The sequence below is a fragment of the Metabacillus hrfriensis genome, assembly GCF_030127205.1.
Taxonomy (GTDB): domain Bacteria; phylum Bacillota; class Bacilli; order Bacillales; family Bacillaceae; genus Bacillus_P; species Bacillus_P dongyingensis.
The window spans coordinates 2,201,110-2,219,245 of record NZ_CP126116.1 but is presented as its reverse complement, the minus strand read 5'-3'; the positions used below and the strand labels follow the sequence as shown (position 1 = coordinate 2,219,245).

Below are 18,136 nucleotides of genomic sequence, written 5' to 3'. Positions count from 1 at the left end.
GATCATGATTCAGCAAGCATTTTTGTATATTTCGCAGCATCCTCAGCTGACATTTTTTCCATCACTGCAATAAGCTGATCATCTTTAATGGAAGTTAAAATTAATAATGCCTCTTCATCTGATAAAAACGGAATGATTTCAGCGGCTTTTTTGCTGGACATTTTTTCATAAAGTTTAGCGATATCTTTTCCTTCTTTTTCTTTGTTTTCTGATCCAAGCAGCTGTTCTTTGAGAGACTTTACTTCTTGGCTGAGCTGCTGAATTTCTCTCACTTTAAGGTCAGCGTCATTTTCTAGGGCAGATATTTCCTGCTGCTGTTTTTCAATGGTGGTTTTTTGAAGCTTATTTTCTTCCTCAAGCTCTGCTGCAGGGGAGGCATCTGCATTTTTGCTGTTTTTTTTCTCTTGAACGCTCGTTTGATCTGCAGTTCCCGGCAGATGCGAGATCGCTTCTTTCATTTTCCCTGCCACATCAACGCCTGCGACTGTTAAGATGACCGTAATAAACGTGACAGTAAATATGAATGGAATGACAATTACGAAAAATGTCCATTGAAGCTTGCTTGAATCATTCTCATTTTTTTTCACAGTATTTTCACCTAATTTCCCCGAAGTGCAAAGGCTTGAATCGAGAGATCATCCATGAACCTTGATTCTGACGTTTTCACATGTTCGAGATGTACTTCATAATGCTTTTCTTTCATTTTTTCATATTTCTTTACTTCAATGTTTTTTTCAGTAAGCTCAAGCTGTTTTTCATTCATGTTTTCTCTTGTCACAACGACCAGCCGCTGATAATGGGTAATTGTTTTTTCTAAATTAGTGACAAACTGCTGAAAATGACGGATTTCCTGTACAGGCATGCCTGTGTTCAGCTGCCTTACGGTTCTCTCTTCGAGTACCTCTTTTTTCCTCAGGCAGTCATACAGCTTTTCTGCGGCTTTTTCAAACTCGGAAACAGAACGGTTATAGTCTTCAAGAGACTTTTCTTTTTCATTTTCCTTTAATTCAAGCACTTTTTGAAACCGGTATGTATATTTCACCCATTCTCACCTTTTTCAATCAATCGTTCTAATGAGGCTGCGCTCTCTGCAAAAGTGATTTTATCGTGCACATCCTGTTTTAAAAATGAAATAATCTTCGGATAAAATCGGATGGCATCATCTATCTCTCTGTTTGAACCTCTTTTGTAAGCTCCAATATTAATCAAGTCTTCAGAATTCATATAAGTGGCCAGTAATTCTCTCAGTTTTGCTGCATTCTTTTTCTGTTGATCAGACACAATTTGATTCATTACCCTGCTTATGCTTTTCAATATGTTGACTGCCGGAAACTGGCCTTTGTTAGCCAGGCTGCGGTCAAGCACGATGTGTCCATCGAGTATTCCACGCACAGTATCCGCAATCGGCTCATTCATATCATCACCATCTACAAGCACGGTATAAAATGCAGTAATGGTTCCTTTCTCATTTGTGCCAGTCCGCTCTAATAGCTTGGGCAGGACGGCAAAAACACTTGGGGTATAGCCTTTGGTTGTTGGAGGTTCGCCGACTGCGAGTCCTATCTCTCTTTGTGCCATGGCAACCCTTGTAACAGAATCCATCATGAACATGACATTCATGCCTTTATCCCGGAAATATTCAGCGATGGCTGTAGCAGTATATGAAGCTTTCATTCTCATTAAAGCCGGCTGATCTGAGGTTGCCACTACTACAATAGAACGTTTAAGTCCTTCTTCTCCCAGATCCTTTTCAATAAATTCCCTGACTTCGCGCCCGCGCTCTCCTATTAGAGCGATCACATTCAGATCCGCCTTTGTATTTCTTGCAATCATTCCCATGAGTGTACTTTTCCCTACGCCGCTTCCCGCAAAAATCCCTACACGCTGACCTTTTCCCACAGTCAGCAGGCTGTCAATTACGCGAACGCCTACTTCCATCGGTTCATTTATTGGAGGTCTTCTCATAGGGTTTGGAGGACTTTGTTCAACAGATATTGGCGTTAAACCTTTAGGCAAAGGGGATAGATTTAGAGGATGGCCATACGCATCTACAACTTGACCGATCAAACCAGAACCTGCTTTTATTTTCAAACAGTCTTTTGTGGCTTCCACGATACTGCCTGGTGAAATCTGTGAAAGATGCTCAAATGGCATCAATAGGATGTTTTCCCCTTTAAATCCAACCACTTCAGCCGGAATTGCTGATTCCTTATTGGAACCTGTATGGATATAGCATAAATCTCCGATTGAACTTTCCGGGCCTCTTGACTCAATCATCAGTCCAATCACTTTGGTTACTTTTCCATATCTTTTATAAGAATCCAGGGTATCGATTCTCGAGATTAACTCCTCTGCTTTCAAAAAGTGCTCATTCCTCTCCAACCAATTCAAGCATTTGCTGCTTCAGCTGCTGAAGCTGTGCATCAATTCCTGCATCCACCTTTCCAAAAGGTGACTCAATTTGACAGCTTCCTTCTGGCAATGCATCATCAGGAAATATAAACAAGTCTGATTTAGACATAAGCATATTCTCTAATTCATTTTTTTGTTTTAAAACAAGGCCATAATGTATCGGATGAACAAAAATTTTAATTTCAGGATACTCGCGAACTTCATTTAATGCTTTTTTAACAAGATCCAAAAACCACTCCGGATGTTCTTCCATTTCAATAAAAATCAGCTTCTCAGCCAATTTAACAGCAAGCTTGACGATCGTTTCTTCAGCTGAAACAATTTTGCCGATATAATCTTCCTTTGATTGCTGAACAATTTCCCGCGCTTCTTCAAGATGGGAGATGTATTGCATGTAGCCTTCTTCTTTTCCGGCATTCAAACCGGCAAGATATCCTTCTTGTCTCGCTTCTTCTTTTTGCATCTCCCGCTCAGACTTCCAATGCTGCTGCTCAGCCTCTATATTAATTCGGATGTTTTGCGCTTCAGCTTTAGCTTTTTGAATAAGAGTTTCAGCTTCCTCGCTTGCCTGCTGCAAAAATGCTTTTGCTTTCATTGACAGTTCTGGATTTTCTCTTTTATTTGAAGAAGGACTGAAGTCGATTGTCTGTAATAAAATTGATTTTTTTGCTTCTTCCTGCTGGAATGCATGGGCTGATTTAATCAATTTAGACAATGATATCATCTCCTCCGCCACGGGCGATTACGATCTCACCGGCGTCTTCAAGTTTGCGTATAACTGCAACGATGCGCGACTGAGCTTCTTCAACATCACGAAGTCTGACTGGACCCATAAACTCCATTTCTTCTTTAAATGTTTCAGCCATTCTCTTAGACATATTTTTAAAGACAACTTCTTTTACTTCCTCGCTTGCAACTTTCAGAGAAAGCATTAAGTCCTCGTTCTCCACGTCGCGGATGACGCGCTGAATCGCTCTGCTGTCAAGTGTCACAATATCTTCAAATACAAACATTCTCTTTTTTATTTCCTCTGCAAGTTCCGGATCTTGTATTTCGAGAGAATCAAGAATGGTCTTTTCTGTACTGCGGTCTACACCGTTAAGAACTTCAACTACAGCTTCAACGCCGCCTGTTTGTGTATAATCCTGCGTGACAGATGATGATAATTTCCGTTCAAGGATCTGTTCCACTTCATTGATAATTTCCGGCGAAGTACGGTCCATTTTAGCAATGCGCCTTGCGATATCAGCCTGCTGCTCATGCGGCAAGCCCGATAAGATCTGGCCCGATTGTATGGGGTCCAAATAAGATAAAATAAGGGCAATTGTTTGGGGATGCTCCCCCTGTATAAAATTAAAGATCTGTGCAGGATCTGCTTTTCTTGCAAAATCAAAAGGTTTCACCTGCAGTGAAGAAGTCAGCCTGTGAATGATGTTTGATGCCCGATCTTGTCCCAAAGCTTTTTCGAGAATCTGTTTCGCGTAAGAGATGCCTCCTTGAGAGATAAATTCCTGAGCCATCGCAATTTGATGAAATTCTTCAATGATTTCTTCTTTATTTTGAGAATCTACTTTTCTGACACCTGAAATTTCAAGAGTCAGTCTTTCAATTTCCTCTTCTGATAGATGCTTATAAACAGATGCAGCGACATCCGGACCAAGGGAAATCAGAAGGATGGCGGCTTTTTGCTTCCCAGTAAGTGTTTCATTGTTTGCTCTTCTTACCATCACTTAAAACCTCCTATTCTTCCGTAAGCCAGGATCTGAGCAGTTTTGCAAAATCTTCCGGTTTTTCTCTGGCCATTTTTTCTAATTGTTTTCTCCTTACAGATGTCTCACTTTCATGCTCATCATTTACATCGGGCAGGATCAATTTCTCTTGTACAAAAATGTCTTCTTCTTCATATTCGTCTTCTGCTTTGCGTTTTTTTCTAAATAATAAAAACAAAAGGATAATAATGATCAGCAAGAGAATTCCACCCGCCGCATAAAGCCAGACCGGAAGAAATGATTTCGTCTCATCCAACTGGTCCATTTTCCCTGCAAACGGTTGTACAGAAACGGATATTTTCTCCTCTATCTGTTCATCTGTAAGCGGCTCTGCTGTTTCATCCTTATTAATCGAAGTACGGATGATCGTCCCAAGAAGCTGTTCAATGTCATTTACACTTTCTGCCGATAATGAATTTGGGTCATCTGAAGAAGGAGGTTCAACCATGACTTGAATTCCTAAATCACGCACCTTATATGGACTTTCAACGATTTCTTTCTTAACACGGTTGACTTCATTATTTATTCTTTCTTCTATTTTTTCATAATCCCCTGAACCTTCACCCTGGACAGCTTCATAGCCAGGTACATCATCTTCTCCAGCTCCAGGAACGCCGCCTTCCGGTGTGCCTTCGCCTGTATATGTCTCCGTAATTCTTTCTACACTTACCGCAAGACCTTCCAGATTTTCCTTATCAACTGGCTCAACGGTGTTTTCTTCTCTGTTTTCCTGAGTAAAGTCTAAATCAGCAGTTACAGATACAACTACTTTATCCTGCCCCATCATCGTTCCGAGCATTTTTTGAACTTGACGCTGAATATCCCGTTCAATTTGCGTTTTCAGATCATGCTGAGTGGAAATATTTTCAACAACAGGAATATTTTTATCACTTTTCAAATCAAAATACTCAAAATTTTGATCCATAATGACGATATTATCTGTAGATAGACCAGGAACACTTTTTGAAACGAGATGGTAAAGGGCATTTACCTTAGTCTGATCAAGCTGTATTCCGGGCTTCATGCTTAAGACTATAGAGGCGGTAGATGAGCCATTGTCTTCATTAACAAAAACAGATTCTTTCGGAAGATTTATCATGACCTTAGCGTCATGTACTCCCTCAATGCCTTTCATTAAATTTGAAAGTTCTGTTTGTGTGGCTTTCAGCTTCAAAACATCAAATTCGTTATCTGTCATCCCAAATCCAATATTTTGACCAAAAAACGAATAGTCGATCACACCGCTGTTCGGGATTCCTTCAGCTGCAAGCTCAACTTTTAAATTGTCAACAATATCAGAGGGCACCAATATTGTTGCACCATTATCTGCGATTTTTGATTGAACCCCTTGAGCATCCAGGGTTTCCTTTATTTGACCAGTCTCTTGGGGTGATAGATCTTTATAAAGCGCTACAAGGTTGGGATTTGATGCCATATAAGATCCAATTCCAATAAAAAGAAGCAAAGCAGCGAATCCGCCTATGATAAAACCCTTTTGTGCTTTCGTGCGCTCAGACCATACCTGTACGATTTTGTTTCTAAATTCATTTAACTTCTGATTCATTCCTGGAAATCCCCCGATAATGACGGCATGAATGCTGCATAGAGAAGTCGGCATCCATCGCTAGTTTTATACATATTAAAATTACATTTGCATTCTCATCATTTCCTGATATGCTTCTACTGCTTTATTTCTGATTTCAATTGTTGCAAGCATGGTTACACTCGCCTTTTCAGCGGCTATCATGACATCCTGCAATTGAACATTTTTCCCTTCTGCTAATGCAGCGGTCATTTGATCTGATTTTACCTGCATAGAATTCACTTCGTTGATCGATTGTTTTAAAAAATCGGAAAAGGCGGTCTGATGAAATTGTTTATTCGTTTGAACACCGTGAGTTTGACGCTCCTGAACATTTTGCGTCTGAAAGGGTGATATGGCATTAATCATTTATTCTCAATCCTACTTCCCTAATTCTAATGTTTTCATCAGCATGTCTTTAGAAGAGTTAAAAACTGTTACATTTGCCTCGTAAGACCGTGTGCTGCTCATTAAATCAACCATTTCTTTTAAAGGATCAACGTTTGGCAGCTCTACATACCCTTGATCATTTGCATCTGGGTGTTCCGGATCAAATACGAGTTTAAATGGAGTTTGATCTTCCTTGATTTCTGTGACCTTTACACCAGACAAGTCACTTGCCGATTTACCCTGTGCTCTATGTAAGTGAGATAAAAACGAATTTCCATTTGGCTCAGTGACGACCGTTTTACGCCGATAGGGCTGCCATTCGCCATTTTCAAAGACAGCTCTTGTTGTATCTGCATTTGCCATATTGGATGATATGACATCCATTCTTAATCTCTGTGCTGTTAGAGCAGAAGCGGTTGTATTTAACTGACTGAAAATATTCATAATCAGCTTCCTCCTCTAATCACCGTTTTAAGCGAGTTAAATTTACTGCTTAAACGGTCAATAAGTGCATTGTAATAAATTTGATTTTCAGCCAAGTCTGACATTTCACGATCTACGTCTACATTATTGCCGTTTGCCTGGTAGGATGTGTTCACTTTGGATTTAATCGAGTAGGTTTCTAGTCCTGATTCGAAAGAAATATGACGATGATCAGTCTTTTTAGCTAGAAGTCTGCTCACTTCAGAATCTAAGGACTGTTTGAAGTCAATTTCTTTCGATTTATAATTAGGAGTATCTACATTGGCAATATTTTGACTAATTACTTTTTGCTTAACTGCAGATCGATTCACAGCATTTTCAAGCGAATAAATTGTTTCAGAAAAAATTTTCATTTAGTCCCCTCACAAAAGCCTTATACCTTTCGAATGGTATATTGTCGAATTATGTTAAATCTATACTGTAATTGTAAGAAATAATAGTCTTAAAGTCTATGAAGGTTTTGTAAAAAAAGGTCGGAATTTGTATCTATTTTTATTTTAGTACTTTTTGCCTAGTATTTTTACACTATTTTCCACGGTGATTTAATAGTCATAGGGATTTTTACACTCAAATTAACATTTTGTCTAGTCAAAACAAAAAAGCACTTCAAAAGAAGTGCTTTTTTGTAAAGGTATTGTTAATTTGTTTTTAATTTTTCAAGTTCAAGCAGGAATTTATCATTTAATACTTTAATGTACGTGCCTTTCATACCAAGAGAACGGGATTCAATAACACCAGCACTCTCAAGTTTACGTAATGCATTAACGATAACCGAACGGGTAATACCTACTCGATCAGCAATTTTACTCGCAACCAGCAAGCCTTCATTACCGTTTAATTCTTCAAAAATGTGCTCAATTGCTTCTAGCTCACTGTAAGATAAAGAGCTGATTGCCATTTGAACGACTGCTTTGCTTCTTGCTTCGTCTTCAATTTCTTCTGCTTTTTCACGGAGAATTTCCATTCCGACAACTGTAGCTCCATACTCAGCAAGAATTAAATCATCATCCTCGAATTGAGCCTGCAGACGAGCTAAGATAAGTGTTCCGAGACGCTCTCCGCCTCCAATGATAGGTACAATTGTAGTCAAGCCGCTTTTGAACAGGTCGCGGTTTTCAACAGGGAAAGCTGTATACTCACTGAAAACATCAAGGTTTGATGATGTTTCATTGACGTTAAATAAATTCTTTGTGTATTCTTCAGGAAATTGACGATCTTCAAGCATTTGTACCATACGTTCATTCTCGATCTGCTGATTGATGGCAAATCCCAAAAGTTTGCCGCGGCGGCTTACGACGAAGATATTTGCCTCGATGACATCACTTAGTGTTTCCGACATTTCTTTGAAATTAACTGGTTTTCCTGCTGCTTTCTGAAGCATAGCATTAATTTTTCTTGTTTTTTGCAATAAAGCCATTGGTAAGTTCCTCCTGGAAATATGTAATTATAAAATAAATTGACTTAAGTCTTTGTTTTTAGCAATTTTGCTTAATTTATCCTCAACATACTGAGGAGTGATCGCTATTTTATCTAATGTGATCTCGGGTGCTTCAAATGAAAGGTCTTCGAGAAGTCTTTCAAGTATCGTATGAAGTCTTCTTGCCCCGATATTATCCGTGTCCTGATTGACCTGGAATGCAACCTCTGCAATCTTACGAATAGCATCGTCAGAAAATTCAAGTTGTATACCTTCTGTTTCCAATAAAGCCGTATATTGCTTCAGAAGAGCATTATCAGGCTCTGTTAAAATCCGAACAAAATCTTCAACATTTAATTTAGTCAATTCAACTCGGATTGGGAATCTGCCCTGAAGCTCCGGTATTAAATCAGACGGTTTTGCAATATGGAATGCCCCTGCAGCAATGAACAGCACATGATCTGTTTTGACAGATCCGTATTTTGTTACCACTGTTGATCCTTCAACGATCGGAAGGATATCGCGCTGAACTCCTTCTCTGGATACATCAGCTGAAGAACCAGCTTGATTCTTCTTGGCGATTTTGTCGATTTCATCTATGAAAATGATGCCCATTTGCTCTGCGCGCAAAACGGCGTCTTGAGTAACATCATCCATATCAATCAGTTTTTGCGCTTCTTCACTTGTCAGAACTTTTCGCGCCTCGCGTACCGTAAGCTTGCGTTTTTTCTTCTTTTTAGGCATAAAGCTGCTTAATGCGTCCTGCATGTTCATGCCCATTTGTTCCATACCCGATCCTTGAAGCATATCAAACATTGAAGCATGCTGTTCTTCTACTTCCACTGTGACATGGTGGTCTTCTAGTTCGCCTAAAGCAAGCTGATGGGCAATTTTGCGTCTTTTTTCTTCTGTAGACTGCTCTTCAGCTGAATAATCATCTTGTTCTTGTGAGGTGCCCTGAGCACCGCCGAAAAGCATTTCTAATGGGTTTTTATAAGATGTTTGCTTTTTCTTGCCTGGAACTAATAGTTCTACAAGTCTTCTATTGGCATTTTCTTCAGCTGAAGATTTTACTTCTGTCATTTTTTCTTCTTTTACTAATCGGACTGATGTTTCAACTAGATCACGGACCATTGATTCAACATCACGTCCAACGTAGCCGACCTCAGTGAATTTGGTTGCTTCAACTTTTATGAAAGGAGCACCTACTAGCTTTGCAATTCTTCTTGCAATTTCCGTCTTGCCTACACCGGTAGGTCCAATCATTAAAATGTTTTTTGGCACAACTTCATCGCGAAGATTTTCTGACAGCAGACTTCTGCGGTAACGGTTTCTTAAAGCAACAGCAACCGCTTTTTTTGCGTCTTTCTGACCAACAATATATTGATCCAATCGTTCTACAATTTGTCTCGGCGTCATTTCTTTCATTTGATCATAACTCCTCTCTTTATAACTCTTCTACCGTTATATTCAGATTTGTATAAACGCAAATTTCTCCGGCCATCTGAAGTGCTGCTTCTGCTATTTCTTTTGCTGAGAGTGCATCTCCAGAATATCTTTTAAGCGCTCTTCCTGCTGAGAGAGCATAATTTCCGCCAGATCCAATCGCTAAAATCCCGTCATCAGGTTCGATCACTTCGCCTGTACCAGAAATGAGGAGGATATCTTCCTCGTTCATGACGATTAGCATAGCCTCAAGCTTTCGCAGCACTTTATCGCTGCGCCATTCTTTCGCAAGCTCGACCGCCGCACGCTGGAGATTCCCATTGTATTCTTCAAGCTTTCCTTCAAACATTTCAAATAAAGTGAACGCATCAGCTACTGAACCGGCAAATCCAGCAATGACCTTGCCGTTAAACAGCTTTCGCACTTTTTTTGCAGTGTGTTTCATTACAACTGCATTGCCGAATGTTACTTGACCGTCGCCTGCCATTGCACATTTGCCGTTGTGCTGGATCGCAAAAATGGTCGTCGCATGAAATTGAGACATACAAATACCTCCATAATCTTTTTCTTTAAGCACGCGGATGATGAGACATATAAATGTTTCGTAAATGATCTTTTGTCACATGAGTATAGATTTGTGTAGAAGATAAATGGGAATGACCTAAAAGCTCCTGAACGCTTCTCATATCAGCACCTTCATTCAAAAGGTGTGTCGCAAACGTATGCCTGAACATATGCGGGCTGATATTCATGGTTGAAGAAGTCTTCTTAATCATTTCATTTAAAATGTGCCGGACCCCTCTAACAGATAAAGGTCCGCCCCGCTGATTGACAAAGAGATGATCATGATCACCGGTTTGTTTATCTTTAAGAAGCAGCTGCTTTCTTCCTGAAGATAGATAAAGTTCCAAAGTGTCCTGTGCAAAGCTTCCAAAGGGAACATAGCGCTGTTTTCCGCCTTTTCCGTTTACAAGGACAGTGCCAATATGCAAGTCAAGATCGGAAAGCCTTATTTGACACAATTCGCTTACCCTTATACCTGTACCATATAAAACTTCAAGCAATGCCTGATTTCTCTGGCCGGCTGCAGTAGCAGGATCTGATAGAGTAAACAGCTGCTCGAGCTCTTTTTCATATAAGTATTGAGGCAGCCTCTGCTCTTTTTTTGGAAGAGAGACACTCGCAAATGGATTTTCTGCTGCTAGCCTTTCCCGATTAAGGAATCTGTAAAAGCTCCTTAACGAAGAAATTTTTCTTGAAATCGTTTTTCTGGCAAAATTTTTTTGATGCAGCTGAGTTAAGTATAATCTTGTATCAGAATATGTAATGAGCTGAAGATCAATCAAAGATTGTTCCTTCATAAATATAAAAAAATCTTCTATATCAGCAACATAATTCACAATTGTATATTGTGAATAGTTTTTCTCAATTTGTAAATATTCTACGAACAAACTTAAAGAATTCTTAACATTTTCCATCTTAACACCTCACAAGGGCTACTAAATGTTATCACACATTCAGCAGCCCTTGCAAATGATTTCTATGATTTTTTCGAAATTTTTTGAATTGTTTCCAGCGCTCTGTTAGCGTATCTTTCATAGCGTTCTTTTTTATTTTTAATACGCTCCGGAAGCTCTGCAAAAATGCCAAAATTCGCATTCATCGGCTGGAAATTGTCAGGATTTGCTGTTGTAATATATCTTGCCATGCTTCCCATAGCTGTCTCATGAGGAAGGACAAGCATTTCTTCTCCGAGAACATATTTAGCAGCATTGATGCCAGCTAATAAGCCAGAAGCAGCAGATTCCACATATCCTTCAACGCCTGTCATTTGACCTGCAAAGAACAGATCTTCTCTCTCTTTATACTGATAAGTCGGCTTCAGCATTTTAGGAGAATTAATGAATGTATTCCGGTGCATTACACCGTATCTGACAATCTCTGCATTCTCTAATCCTGGAATCAGCTTCAATACTTCTTTTTGAGGACCCCATTTTAAATGTGTCTGAAAACCGACAATGTTATAAAGTGTGCCGGCAGCATCATCCTGTCTGAGCTGAACGACCGCATGAGGTCTTTTTCCGGTCTTCGGATCTTCAAGTCCAACAGGTTTAAGCGGTCCAAAAAGCATCGTCTTTTTACCGCGTTTTGCCATTACTTCAATCGGCATGCAGCCTTCAAAGAAAATTTCCTTTTCAAATTCTTTTAGAGGAACTGTTTCTGCTTCAATAAGCGCATCATAGAAACGATCAAACTCTTCTTCTGTCATCGGGCAGTTTAAATATGCTGCTTCGCCTTTATCATAACGGGATTTCAAGTATACCTTGTCCATGTCAATGCTGTCTTTTTCAAGAATTGGTGCAGCTGCATCATAAAAGTATAAATATTCTTCTCCCGTAAGAGCCTTTAATTGCTCGGATAATGCTTTAGAAGTAAGCGGACCAGTTGCAATAATTGTAGGACCAGCGGGGATTTCAGTTACTTCGTCAGTGATGACCTTAACATTCGGATGCCCTTTCACACGATCCGTAACAAGGGCTGCAAATTCGTGACGGTCAACTGCCAATGCGCCCCCAGCTGGTACTGCACAGTCGTCAGCAGATTTAATAATGACTGAATCAAACATTCTCATTTCTTCTTTCAGAACGCCTACTGCATTTGTTAAACCATTAGCACGCAGTGAATTACTGCACACCAACTCTGCAAATTTATCTGTATGATGAGCAGGTGTTTGTTTAACCGGTCTCATTTCATACAAGTTTACCTGGACTCCGCGATTTGCAAGCTGCCATGCTGCTTCACTTCCGGCAAGACCGGCTCCAATTACATTTACTGTTTTATTGTTCATTTGTTTAACCTCCATAAAACACATAAAGAAGGTGAGCAAGACTTCGCTCACCTTTACTTTTGCTGTTCTTCTTTATAATCACAGTTCACGCACTGTACCTGCATGCCCTTTTTAAGTTTTTTCTCAACTAGCATATTATCACATTTCGGACATGATCTTGCAATCGGTTTATCCCATGATAGGAAGTCACATTCTGGAAACTGATCACAGCCATAGAAAATGCGGCGTTTCTTTGATTTTCTTTCGACAATATTTCCTTTTTCACATTTCGGACATGGAACCCCGATTTCTTTCACAATCGGTTTTGTATTGCGGCAATCAGGGAAATTCGAGCAAGCCATGAATTTTCCGTAACGCCCCATCTTAAACACCATTGGGTTGCCGCATTCTTCACAGTCAACACCTGCCGGTTCATCTTTAATTTCGATTTCTTCCATTTCATTTTCAGCGACTTCCAGGCGCTTTGCAAAATCTTTGTAGAAATCGTCAATGATATTGACCCATTGTACATTTCCGTCTTCAATTTCATCAAGACTGTTTTCCATTTTAGCCGTAAATTCAACATTTATGATTTCAGGGAAAAATTCCATGATCAATTCAAGAACGATTTCACCAAGCTCAGTCGGAATAAAACGTTTATTATCAAGGGCAACATATCCTCTTTTCTGAATCGTATCAAGAGTAGGTGCATAAGTGGACGGTCTGCCTATTCCCAGCTCTTCAAGGGTTTTCACAAGTCTTGCCTCTGTATATCGCGGAGGTGGCTGAGTGAAATGCTGAGCAGGTTCTATATCTTTTGAATAAACCACATCTCCATTTTGTAAATCAGGAAGCATGCGGTCCTTCTCCTCCACTCCATCATCATTTCCTTCGACATACACTTTCATAAATCCCGGAAATTTAATTTTGGAGCCATTTGCTCTGAACATCACATCGTTATTGTTTAAATCGACGCTCATTGTATCGAGTACGGCCGATGCCATTTGACTTGCTACAAAACGTTCCCAGATCAGTTTGTATAAACGCAGCTGATCGCGGCTTAAGAATTCTTTTAAAGATGCGGGATCCTTCAGAGTTGAAGTAGGGCGGATCGCCTCATGGGCATCTTGGGTATTTGAATTTTTCTTCGCAGCCTTTTTGGCTGTATTCGTAAATTCTTTGCCATATTTCTGTTCAATGAAAGTAAATGCTTCTTGCTGGGCTGTTTCGGAAATTCTTGTAGAATCTGTACGCATATACGTAATCAGACCGACAGTTCCCTCTTTTCCAAGGTCCATTCCTTCGTATAGCTGCTGGGCAATCATCATTGTCTTTTTCGCTCTGAAATTTAATTTACGTGCCGCTTCCTGCTGAAGTGTGGATGTTGTAAATGGTACTGCAGGATTACGTTTTCTTTCTTTTTTCGAAACGTTTGTGACTGTAAAATTGTTGCCTTTGATTTTATTTAACACGTCGTTAACATCAGCTTCGGTTTTTAATTCAGCTTTTTTTCCGTTGATCCCAAAGAATGCACCATCGAAAAGATCTTGGTCTTTTAAGAATTGACTTTCTATTGTCCAGTATTCTTCCGGAACAAATGCTTTTATTTCTTTTTCGCGGTCAATGATTAAACGGACAGCAACAGACTGAACGCGTCCCGCACTTAACCCTTTTTTTACTTTTTTCCAGAGAATCGGGCTGATTTTGTAACCGACTAATCTGTCCAGAATCCGTCTCGCCTGCTGAGCATCAACTAAATCCATGTTGATGGGACGAGGATGTTTAAATGATTCTTTAATGGCATCCTTTGTTATCTCATTGAAAACAACTCGGCAGTCTGACAGAACGTCAACGTCAAGACTATGAGCGAGGTGCCAGGCAATGGCTTCCCCTTCGCGATCCGGGTCAGCTGCGAGATAGACTTTTTTTGCTTTTTTTGCTGCTGTTTTTAATTCTTTAAGGACCGGCCCTTTTCCCCGAATAGTAATATATTTCGGTTCGTAATTCCCCTCAGTGTCTACGCCGATCTGACTTCTTGGAAGATCGCGGACATGCCCCATAGAAGCTTTAACCTTATATTTTTTCCCTAGATATCGTTCGATTGTTTTCGCTTTTGCCGGCGATTCTACAATCACTAAAAAATCCGACATACATGATCCTCCTTAAAGAGGTGTTCTCTCTCTTTATTTTCATACTTTCACTTTTTTCAATTTATGTGTTTATCTTTTAAATGAAATGATATTCCTGCCCGCATACAAAGAGAAACGCATACCTTCCATGATTTGCTTAAACAGGTTAAATCTCCACTATTATTAAATATAGTTATGCAGTTTGTCAAACAGTAAATGAACATAAGAAGGAAAATAACGCTTATTATACCTGCAAAAAGAGATCATTTATGATATCGCTGCCGTCTTCTGCGAGGTATGCTCCCTGCTTGATCAGCTGATTCGCTCCAGCAGAGAAATCATCAAATATAGACCCCGGAACAGCAAAAACCTGTCTCCCCTGATCTATTGCAGTGTTAGCCGTAATCAGCGATCCGCTTTTCTCTTTAGCCTGCATCACAACTGTTCCAAGGCTCAAGCCGCTAATAATCCGGTTTCTTTGAGGAAAGTGCCATTTTTGAGGTTTTACATTTGGAGGATGTTCAGAGAGGACAAGCTGTTCAGAGGACATTTTTTCAAACAGAGCTTTATTTTCCTTAGGATAAAAGTGATGCAAGCCCCCTGCTATAACTCCGATTGTTGCTCCCTTTTCATTTAAGGCGGCACAATGAGCAAGAGCGTCAATACCTTTAGCCAGCCCGCTTACAATGGTCCATCCATCTCTGACTAGGGGCGGCACAATTTTTTTCAGCGCATTTGAGCCGTATGTTGTAGGATTCCGTGTTCCTACTATACTGATCATTTTTTTTGATTTTAGAAGAGAGATGTCACCTTTATAAAATAGAATTGGAGGGGGATCTGGAATCTCACGCAGCAGTTCTGGGTAGGTGTCATTAAAAAGAGTGAGCATATGAAAGTTTTGTTCCTCATAATGAGCCTTTATGTCTTGAAGGTTAAAAGAGTGGAAATCTTGAAGGAATTGTGGAAGGGTTTGATCTGTGAGTTTGAAAAGCAGCTGGATCTCTTGATCTGAGAACCCATATATGGATGTTAAAGTTGGATCGGCTTTAAGCAGTTTGAAAAAATTCAGGTGGCGAAAGCCCCTGCAGTGGGATAAATGGATAAGCGTTTTTTCTATTTCGAGCATTTTAAGTCCCTTTCTACTATTATATATAGTTTTTATAGAAGACAAATCTTGATTGATTTTCGAAGTATTCATTTTGTATTGGAAAAGAACCATATAGAAAGAAGGGAATAGCATATTTAGCTATTCCCTAATCTTTTTAATGTGTTTTACATTTTTCAAGCAAATTATTTTCTTTTAAAGCTTCAATTAATGTATCACCCATTACAGATGGAGTGTCAGCAACTTTGATGCCGCACTCATTCATTGTTTTGATCTTTTCGGCCGCAGTACCCTTTCCGCCTGAAATAATCGCACCAGCATGGCCCATGCGCTTTCCAGGAGGTGCTGTTTGACCGCCGATAAAGCCAACAACTGGCTTTGTCATGTTTTCTTTAATCCATAATGCGGCTTCTTCTTCAGCAGTTCCGCCGATTTCGCCGATCATGATGACTGCATATGTGTCCTCATCTTCGTTGAACGCCTTAAGAACATCGATAAAGTTTGTGCCGTTAACAGGATCTCCGCCAATACCTACAGCTGTAGATTGACCAATGCCTGCCTGAGTGAGCTGATGAACAGCCTCATATGTTAATGTTCCTGAACGTGATACAACGCCAACATGTCCTTTTGTATGAATATATCCAGGCATGATGCCGATTTTACATTCATCAGGTGTGATGACACCCGGGCAGTTTGGTCCGACAAGACGGGTTTTCTTGCCTTCCATGTAACGCTTCACATTAACCATATCAAGAACCGGAATATGTTCAGTGATACAGATAACGAGATCAAGTTCAGCATCAACAGCTTCCATGATTGCATCTGCCGCAAATGGTGCCGGAACATAAATGACTGATGCATTTGCGCCTGTTTCTTTAACAGCATCTTCAACTGTATTAAAGACAGGAACTCCTTCTACTTCCGTGTTTCCTTTTCCCGGTGTAACTCCGCCTACTATTTTTGTGCCATACTCAAGCATTTGCTTTGTATGAAATAGAGCAGTAGATCCTGTAATCCCCTGTACAATTACTTTAGTATCTTTGTTAATAAATACGCTCATCTTAAGTCCCCTGCCTTTCTTACCCTACTAAAGATACGATTTTTTGTGCGCCATCAGCCATTGATTCTGCAGATGTGATATTTAAACCGGATTCATTTAAGATTTGTTTGCCAAGCTCTACGTTTGTACCTTCTAAACGGACAACTAACGGAATTTCAAGGCCGACTTGTTTCGTTGCCTCAACAACACCCTGAGCGATAATGTCACATTTCATGATTCCGCCGAAAATGTTGACGAAAATCCCTTTTACGTTTTGATCTGAAAGGATAATCTTAAATGCTTCAGTTACCTTCTCAGCTGTTGCGCCGCCCCCAACGTCCAGGAAGTTTGCCGGGTCCCCGCCGTAGTACTTGATGATATCCATCGTTGCCATTGCTAGTCCTGCTCCATTAACCATACAGCCGATATTTCCATCTAACGAAATATAGCTTAAGTCATATTTAGAAGCTTCGATCTCTTTAGCATCTTCTTCATCAAGATCACGGTATTCAAGAATATCTTTTCTGCGGTAAAGGGCATTTGAATCAAAATTTAATTTTGCATCCAGTGCCATCACTTTTCCGTCTCCTGTTACAACAAGAGGATTGATTTCAGCAATTGAACAGTCTTTTTCAGTGAATGCTTTGTAGAGGCTCATCATGAATTTAACAGCCTGTCCGACTAATTCTTTCTGAATATTAATATTAAAAGCAATTCTGCGAGCCTGGTAAGCTTGTAAACCTACAGCAGGATCGATTACTTCTTTGAAAATCTTTTCAGGAGTTGCTTCTGCAACTTCTTCAATTTCCGTTCCGCCTTCTTCAGATGCCATTAAAACAACGCGTGAAGTCGCGCGGTCGAGTACAAGTCCGATATAGTATTCTTTCTTAATATCGCAGCCTTCTTCAATAAGTAAGCGTTTTACTTCTTTGCCTTCCGGACCTGTCTGGTGGGTAACCAGCGTTTTCCCTAAAATTTCATTCGCATAAGTTTCTACTTCTTCAATATTCTTAGCAACTTTTACCCCGCCAGCTTTTCCGCGGCCGCCCGCATGGATCTGAGCTTTTACAACTACTACTTCAGTACCTAATTCTTTTGCTGCTGACACAGCTTCTTCAACTGTGAAGGCAACTTTGCCGTTTGGTACTGCTACTCCATATTTTCTAAGGATTTCTTTTCCTTGATACTCATGGATATTCATTTCCCATCCTCCTAACTTATGTACGAAAAAATAGACTGCGCTTTCATTCTATAAAATAGTTGTTTCTTTGTCTACTATTCTGCAGAAATTCGTCGAATCCTTTATTTTTTTCTAACTTTTTCACTAAAATTATTTTTCTAGTAATATAAAATATTACCAATCTATTTCTTAATTTTTCTCTCACATGGTTTCAGCGACTTTATCAACATGATAAATAAATGAAAATATTTCAGCTCTGATAAAGTTCTTCCGGAATTTGTTCATTCACTTCCATCATATGAAGGATTTCAATTAATGACGGATCCTCAAGAACAGGAACATGATTAATTTTTGCAC

General features: G+C 39.8%; 18 protein-coding genes. All 18 read right to left on the bottom strand.

The window, feature by feature from the left end:
* Positions 1-2: 2 nt before the first annotated feature.
* Positions 3-587: a MotE family protein gene (locus QLQ22_RS11035; RefSeq protein WP_223442328.1), complete on the bottom strand. Its 585-nt coding sequence runs from the start codon at positions 585-587 to the stop codon at positions 3-5.
* 11 nt (positions 588-598) lie between these two features.
* Positions 599-1,042 carry a flagellar export protein FliJ gene (gene fliJ, locus QLQ22_RS11030; RefSeq protein ID WP_284016620.1) on the bottom strand — a complete coding sequence of 148 codons (444 nt, stop codon included), beginning with the start codon at positions 1,040-1,042 and terminating at the stop codon, positions 599-601.
* Positions 1,039-2,361 carry a flagellar protein export ATPase FliI gene (gene fliI / locus QLQ22_RS11025; protein ID WP_284016619.1) on the bottom strand — a complete coding sequence of 441 codons (1,323 nt, stop codon included), beginning with the start codon at positions 2,359-2,361 and terminating at the stop codon, positions 1,039-1,041. The genes fliJ and fliI overlap by 4 nt, the downstream gene beginning before the upstream one ends.
* 7 nt (positions 2,362-2,368) lie before the next feature.
* Entirely contained in the window at positions 2,369-3,127 is a 759-nt protein-coding gene (gene fliH / locus QLQ22_RS11020; RefSeq protein WP_284016618.1) for a flagellar assembly protein FliH, read from the bottom strand.
* Positions 3,120-4,139 (bottom strand): flagellar motor switch protein FliG, encoded by a 1,020-nt coding sequence (gene fliG, locus QLQ22_RS11015; protein ID WP_284016617.1) that lies wholly within the window; start codon positions 4,137-4,139, stop codon positions 3,120-3,122. Before fliG ends, fliH begins: the two co-directional genes overlap by 8 nt.
* 13 nt (positions 4,140-4,152) lie before the next feature.
* Positions 4,153-5,745 (bottom strand): flagellar basal-body MS-ring/collar protein FliF, encoded by a 1,593-nt coding sequence (fliF, locus tag QLQ22_RS11010; RefSeq protein WP_284016616.1) that lies wholly within the window; start codon positions 5,743-5,745, stop codon positions 4,153-4,155.
* Positions 5,746-5,826: 81 nt separating this feature from the next.
* Positions 5,827-6,132, bottom strand: coding sequence for a flagellar hook-basal body complex protein FliE (gene fliE / locus QLQ22_RS11005; protein WP_223442321.1), 306 nt, complete (start codon positions 6,130-6,132; stop codon positions 5,827-5,829).
* A gap of 12 nt (positions 6,133-6,144) precedes the next feature.
* A complete protein-coding gene (flgC, locus tag QLQ22_RS11000; protein WP_284016615.1) occupies positions 6,145-6,597 on the bottom strand; it encodes a flagellar basal body rod protein FlgC in 453 nt (150 codons plus the stop codon).
* A gap of 2 nt (positions 6,598-6,599) precedes the next feature.
* Complete coding sequence (gene flgB, locus QLQ22_RS10995; protein ID WP_284016614.1) at positions 6,600-6,989, bottom strand: flagellar basal body rod protein FlgB; 390 nt, start codon at positions 6,987-6,989, stop codon at positions 6,600-6,602.
* Between the two features lie 284 nt (positions 6,990-7,273).
* Positions 7,274-8,053, bottom strand: a complete 780-nt coding sequence (gene codY, locus QLQ22_RS10990; RefSeq protein WP_223442314.1) for a GTP-sensing pleiotropic transcriptional regulator CodY — start codon at positions 8,051-8,053, stop codon at positions 7,274-7,276.
* A 27-nt stretch (positions 8,054-8,080) separates the two neighbouring features.
* Positions 8,081-9,481, bottom strand: coding sequence for an ATP-dependent protease ATPase subunit HslU (hslU, locus tag QLQ22_RS10985; RefSeq protein WP_223442311.1), 1,401 nt, complete (start codon positions 9,479-9,481; stop codon positions 8,081-8,083).
* Between the two features lie 19 nt (positions 9,482-9,500).
* Positions 9,501-10,043, bottom strand: a complete 543-nt coding sequence (hslV, locus tag QLQ22_RS10980) for an ATP-dependent protease subunit HslV (protein ID WP_223442308.1) — start codon at positions 10,041-10,043, stop codon at positions 9,501-9,503.
* A gap of 25 nt (positions 10,044-10,068) precedes the next feature.
* Entirely contained in the window at positions 10,069-10,977 is a 909-nt protein-coding gene (gene xerC, locus QLQ22_RS10975) for a tyrosine recombinase XerC (RefSeq protein ID WP_223442305.1), read from the bottom strand.
* A gap of 62 nt (positions 10,978-11,039) precedes the next feature.
* Positions 11,040-12,347: an FADH(2)-oxidizing methylenetetrahydrofolate--tRNA-(uracil(54)-C(5))-methyltransferase TrmFO gene (trmFO, locus tag QLQ22_RS10970; RefSeq protein ID WP_223442302.1), complete on the bottom strand. Its 1,308-nt coding sequence runs from the start codon at positions 12,345-12,347 to the stop codon at positions 11,040-11,042.
* 53 nt (positions 12,348-12,400) lie between these two features.
* Complete coding sequence (topA, locus tag QLQ22_RS10965) at positions 12,401-14,476, bottom strand: type I DNA topoisomerase (protein WP_284016613.1); 2,076 nt, start codon at positions 14,474-14,476, stop codon at positions 12,401-12,403.
* Positions 14,477-14,699: 223 nt separating this feature from the next.
* The gene (gene dprA / locus QLQ22_RS10960; RefSeq protein WP_284016612.1) at positions 14,700-15,581 is read right to left on the bottom strand and encodes a DNA-processing protein DprA; all 882 of its coding nucleotides are present in this window, start codon (positions 15,579-15,581) and stop codon (positions 14,700-14,702) included.
* 136 nt (positions 15,582-15,717) lie between these two features.
* Positions 15,718-16,620, bottom strand: a complete 903-nt coding sequence (sucD, locus tag QLQ22_RS10955; protein WP_223442292.1) for a succinate--CoA ligase subunit alpha — start codon at positions 16,618-16,620, stop codon at positions 15,718-15,720.
* Between the two features lie 19 nt (positions 16,621-16,639).
* Complete coding sequence (sucC, locus tag QLQ22_RS10950; protein WP_223442290.1) at positions 16,640-17,800, bottom strand: ADP-forming succinate--CoA ligase subunit beta; 1,161 nt, start codon at positions 17,798-17,800, stop codon at positions 16,640-16,642.
* Positions 17,801-18,136 lie beyond the last annotated feature (336 nt).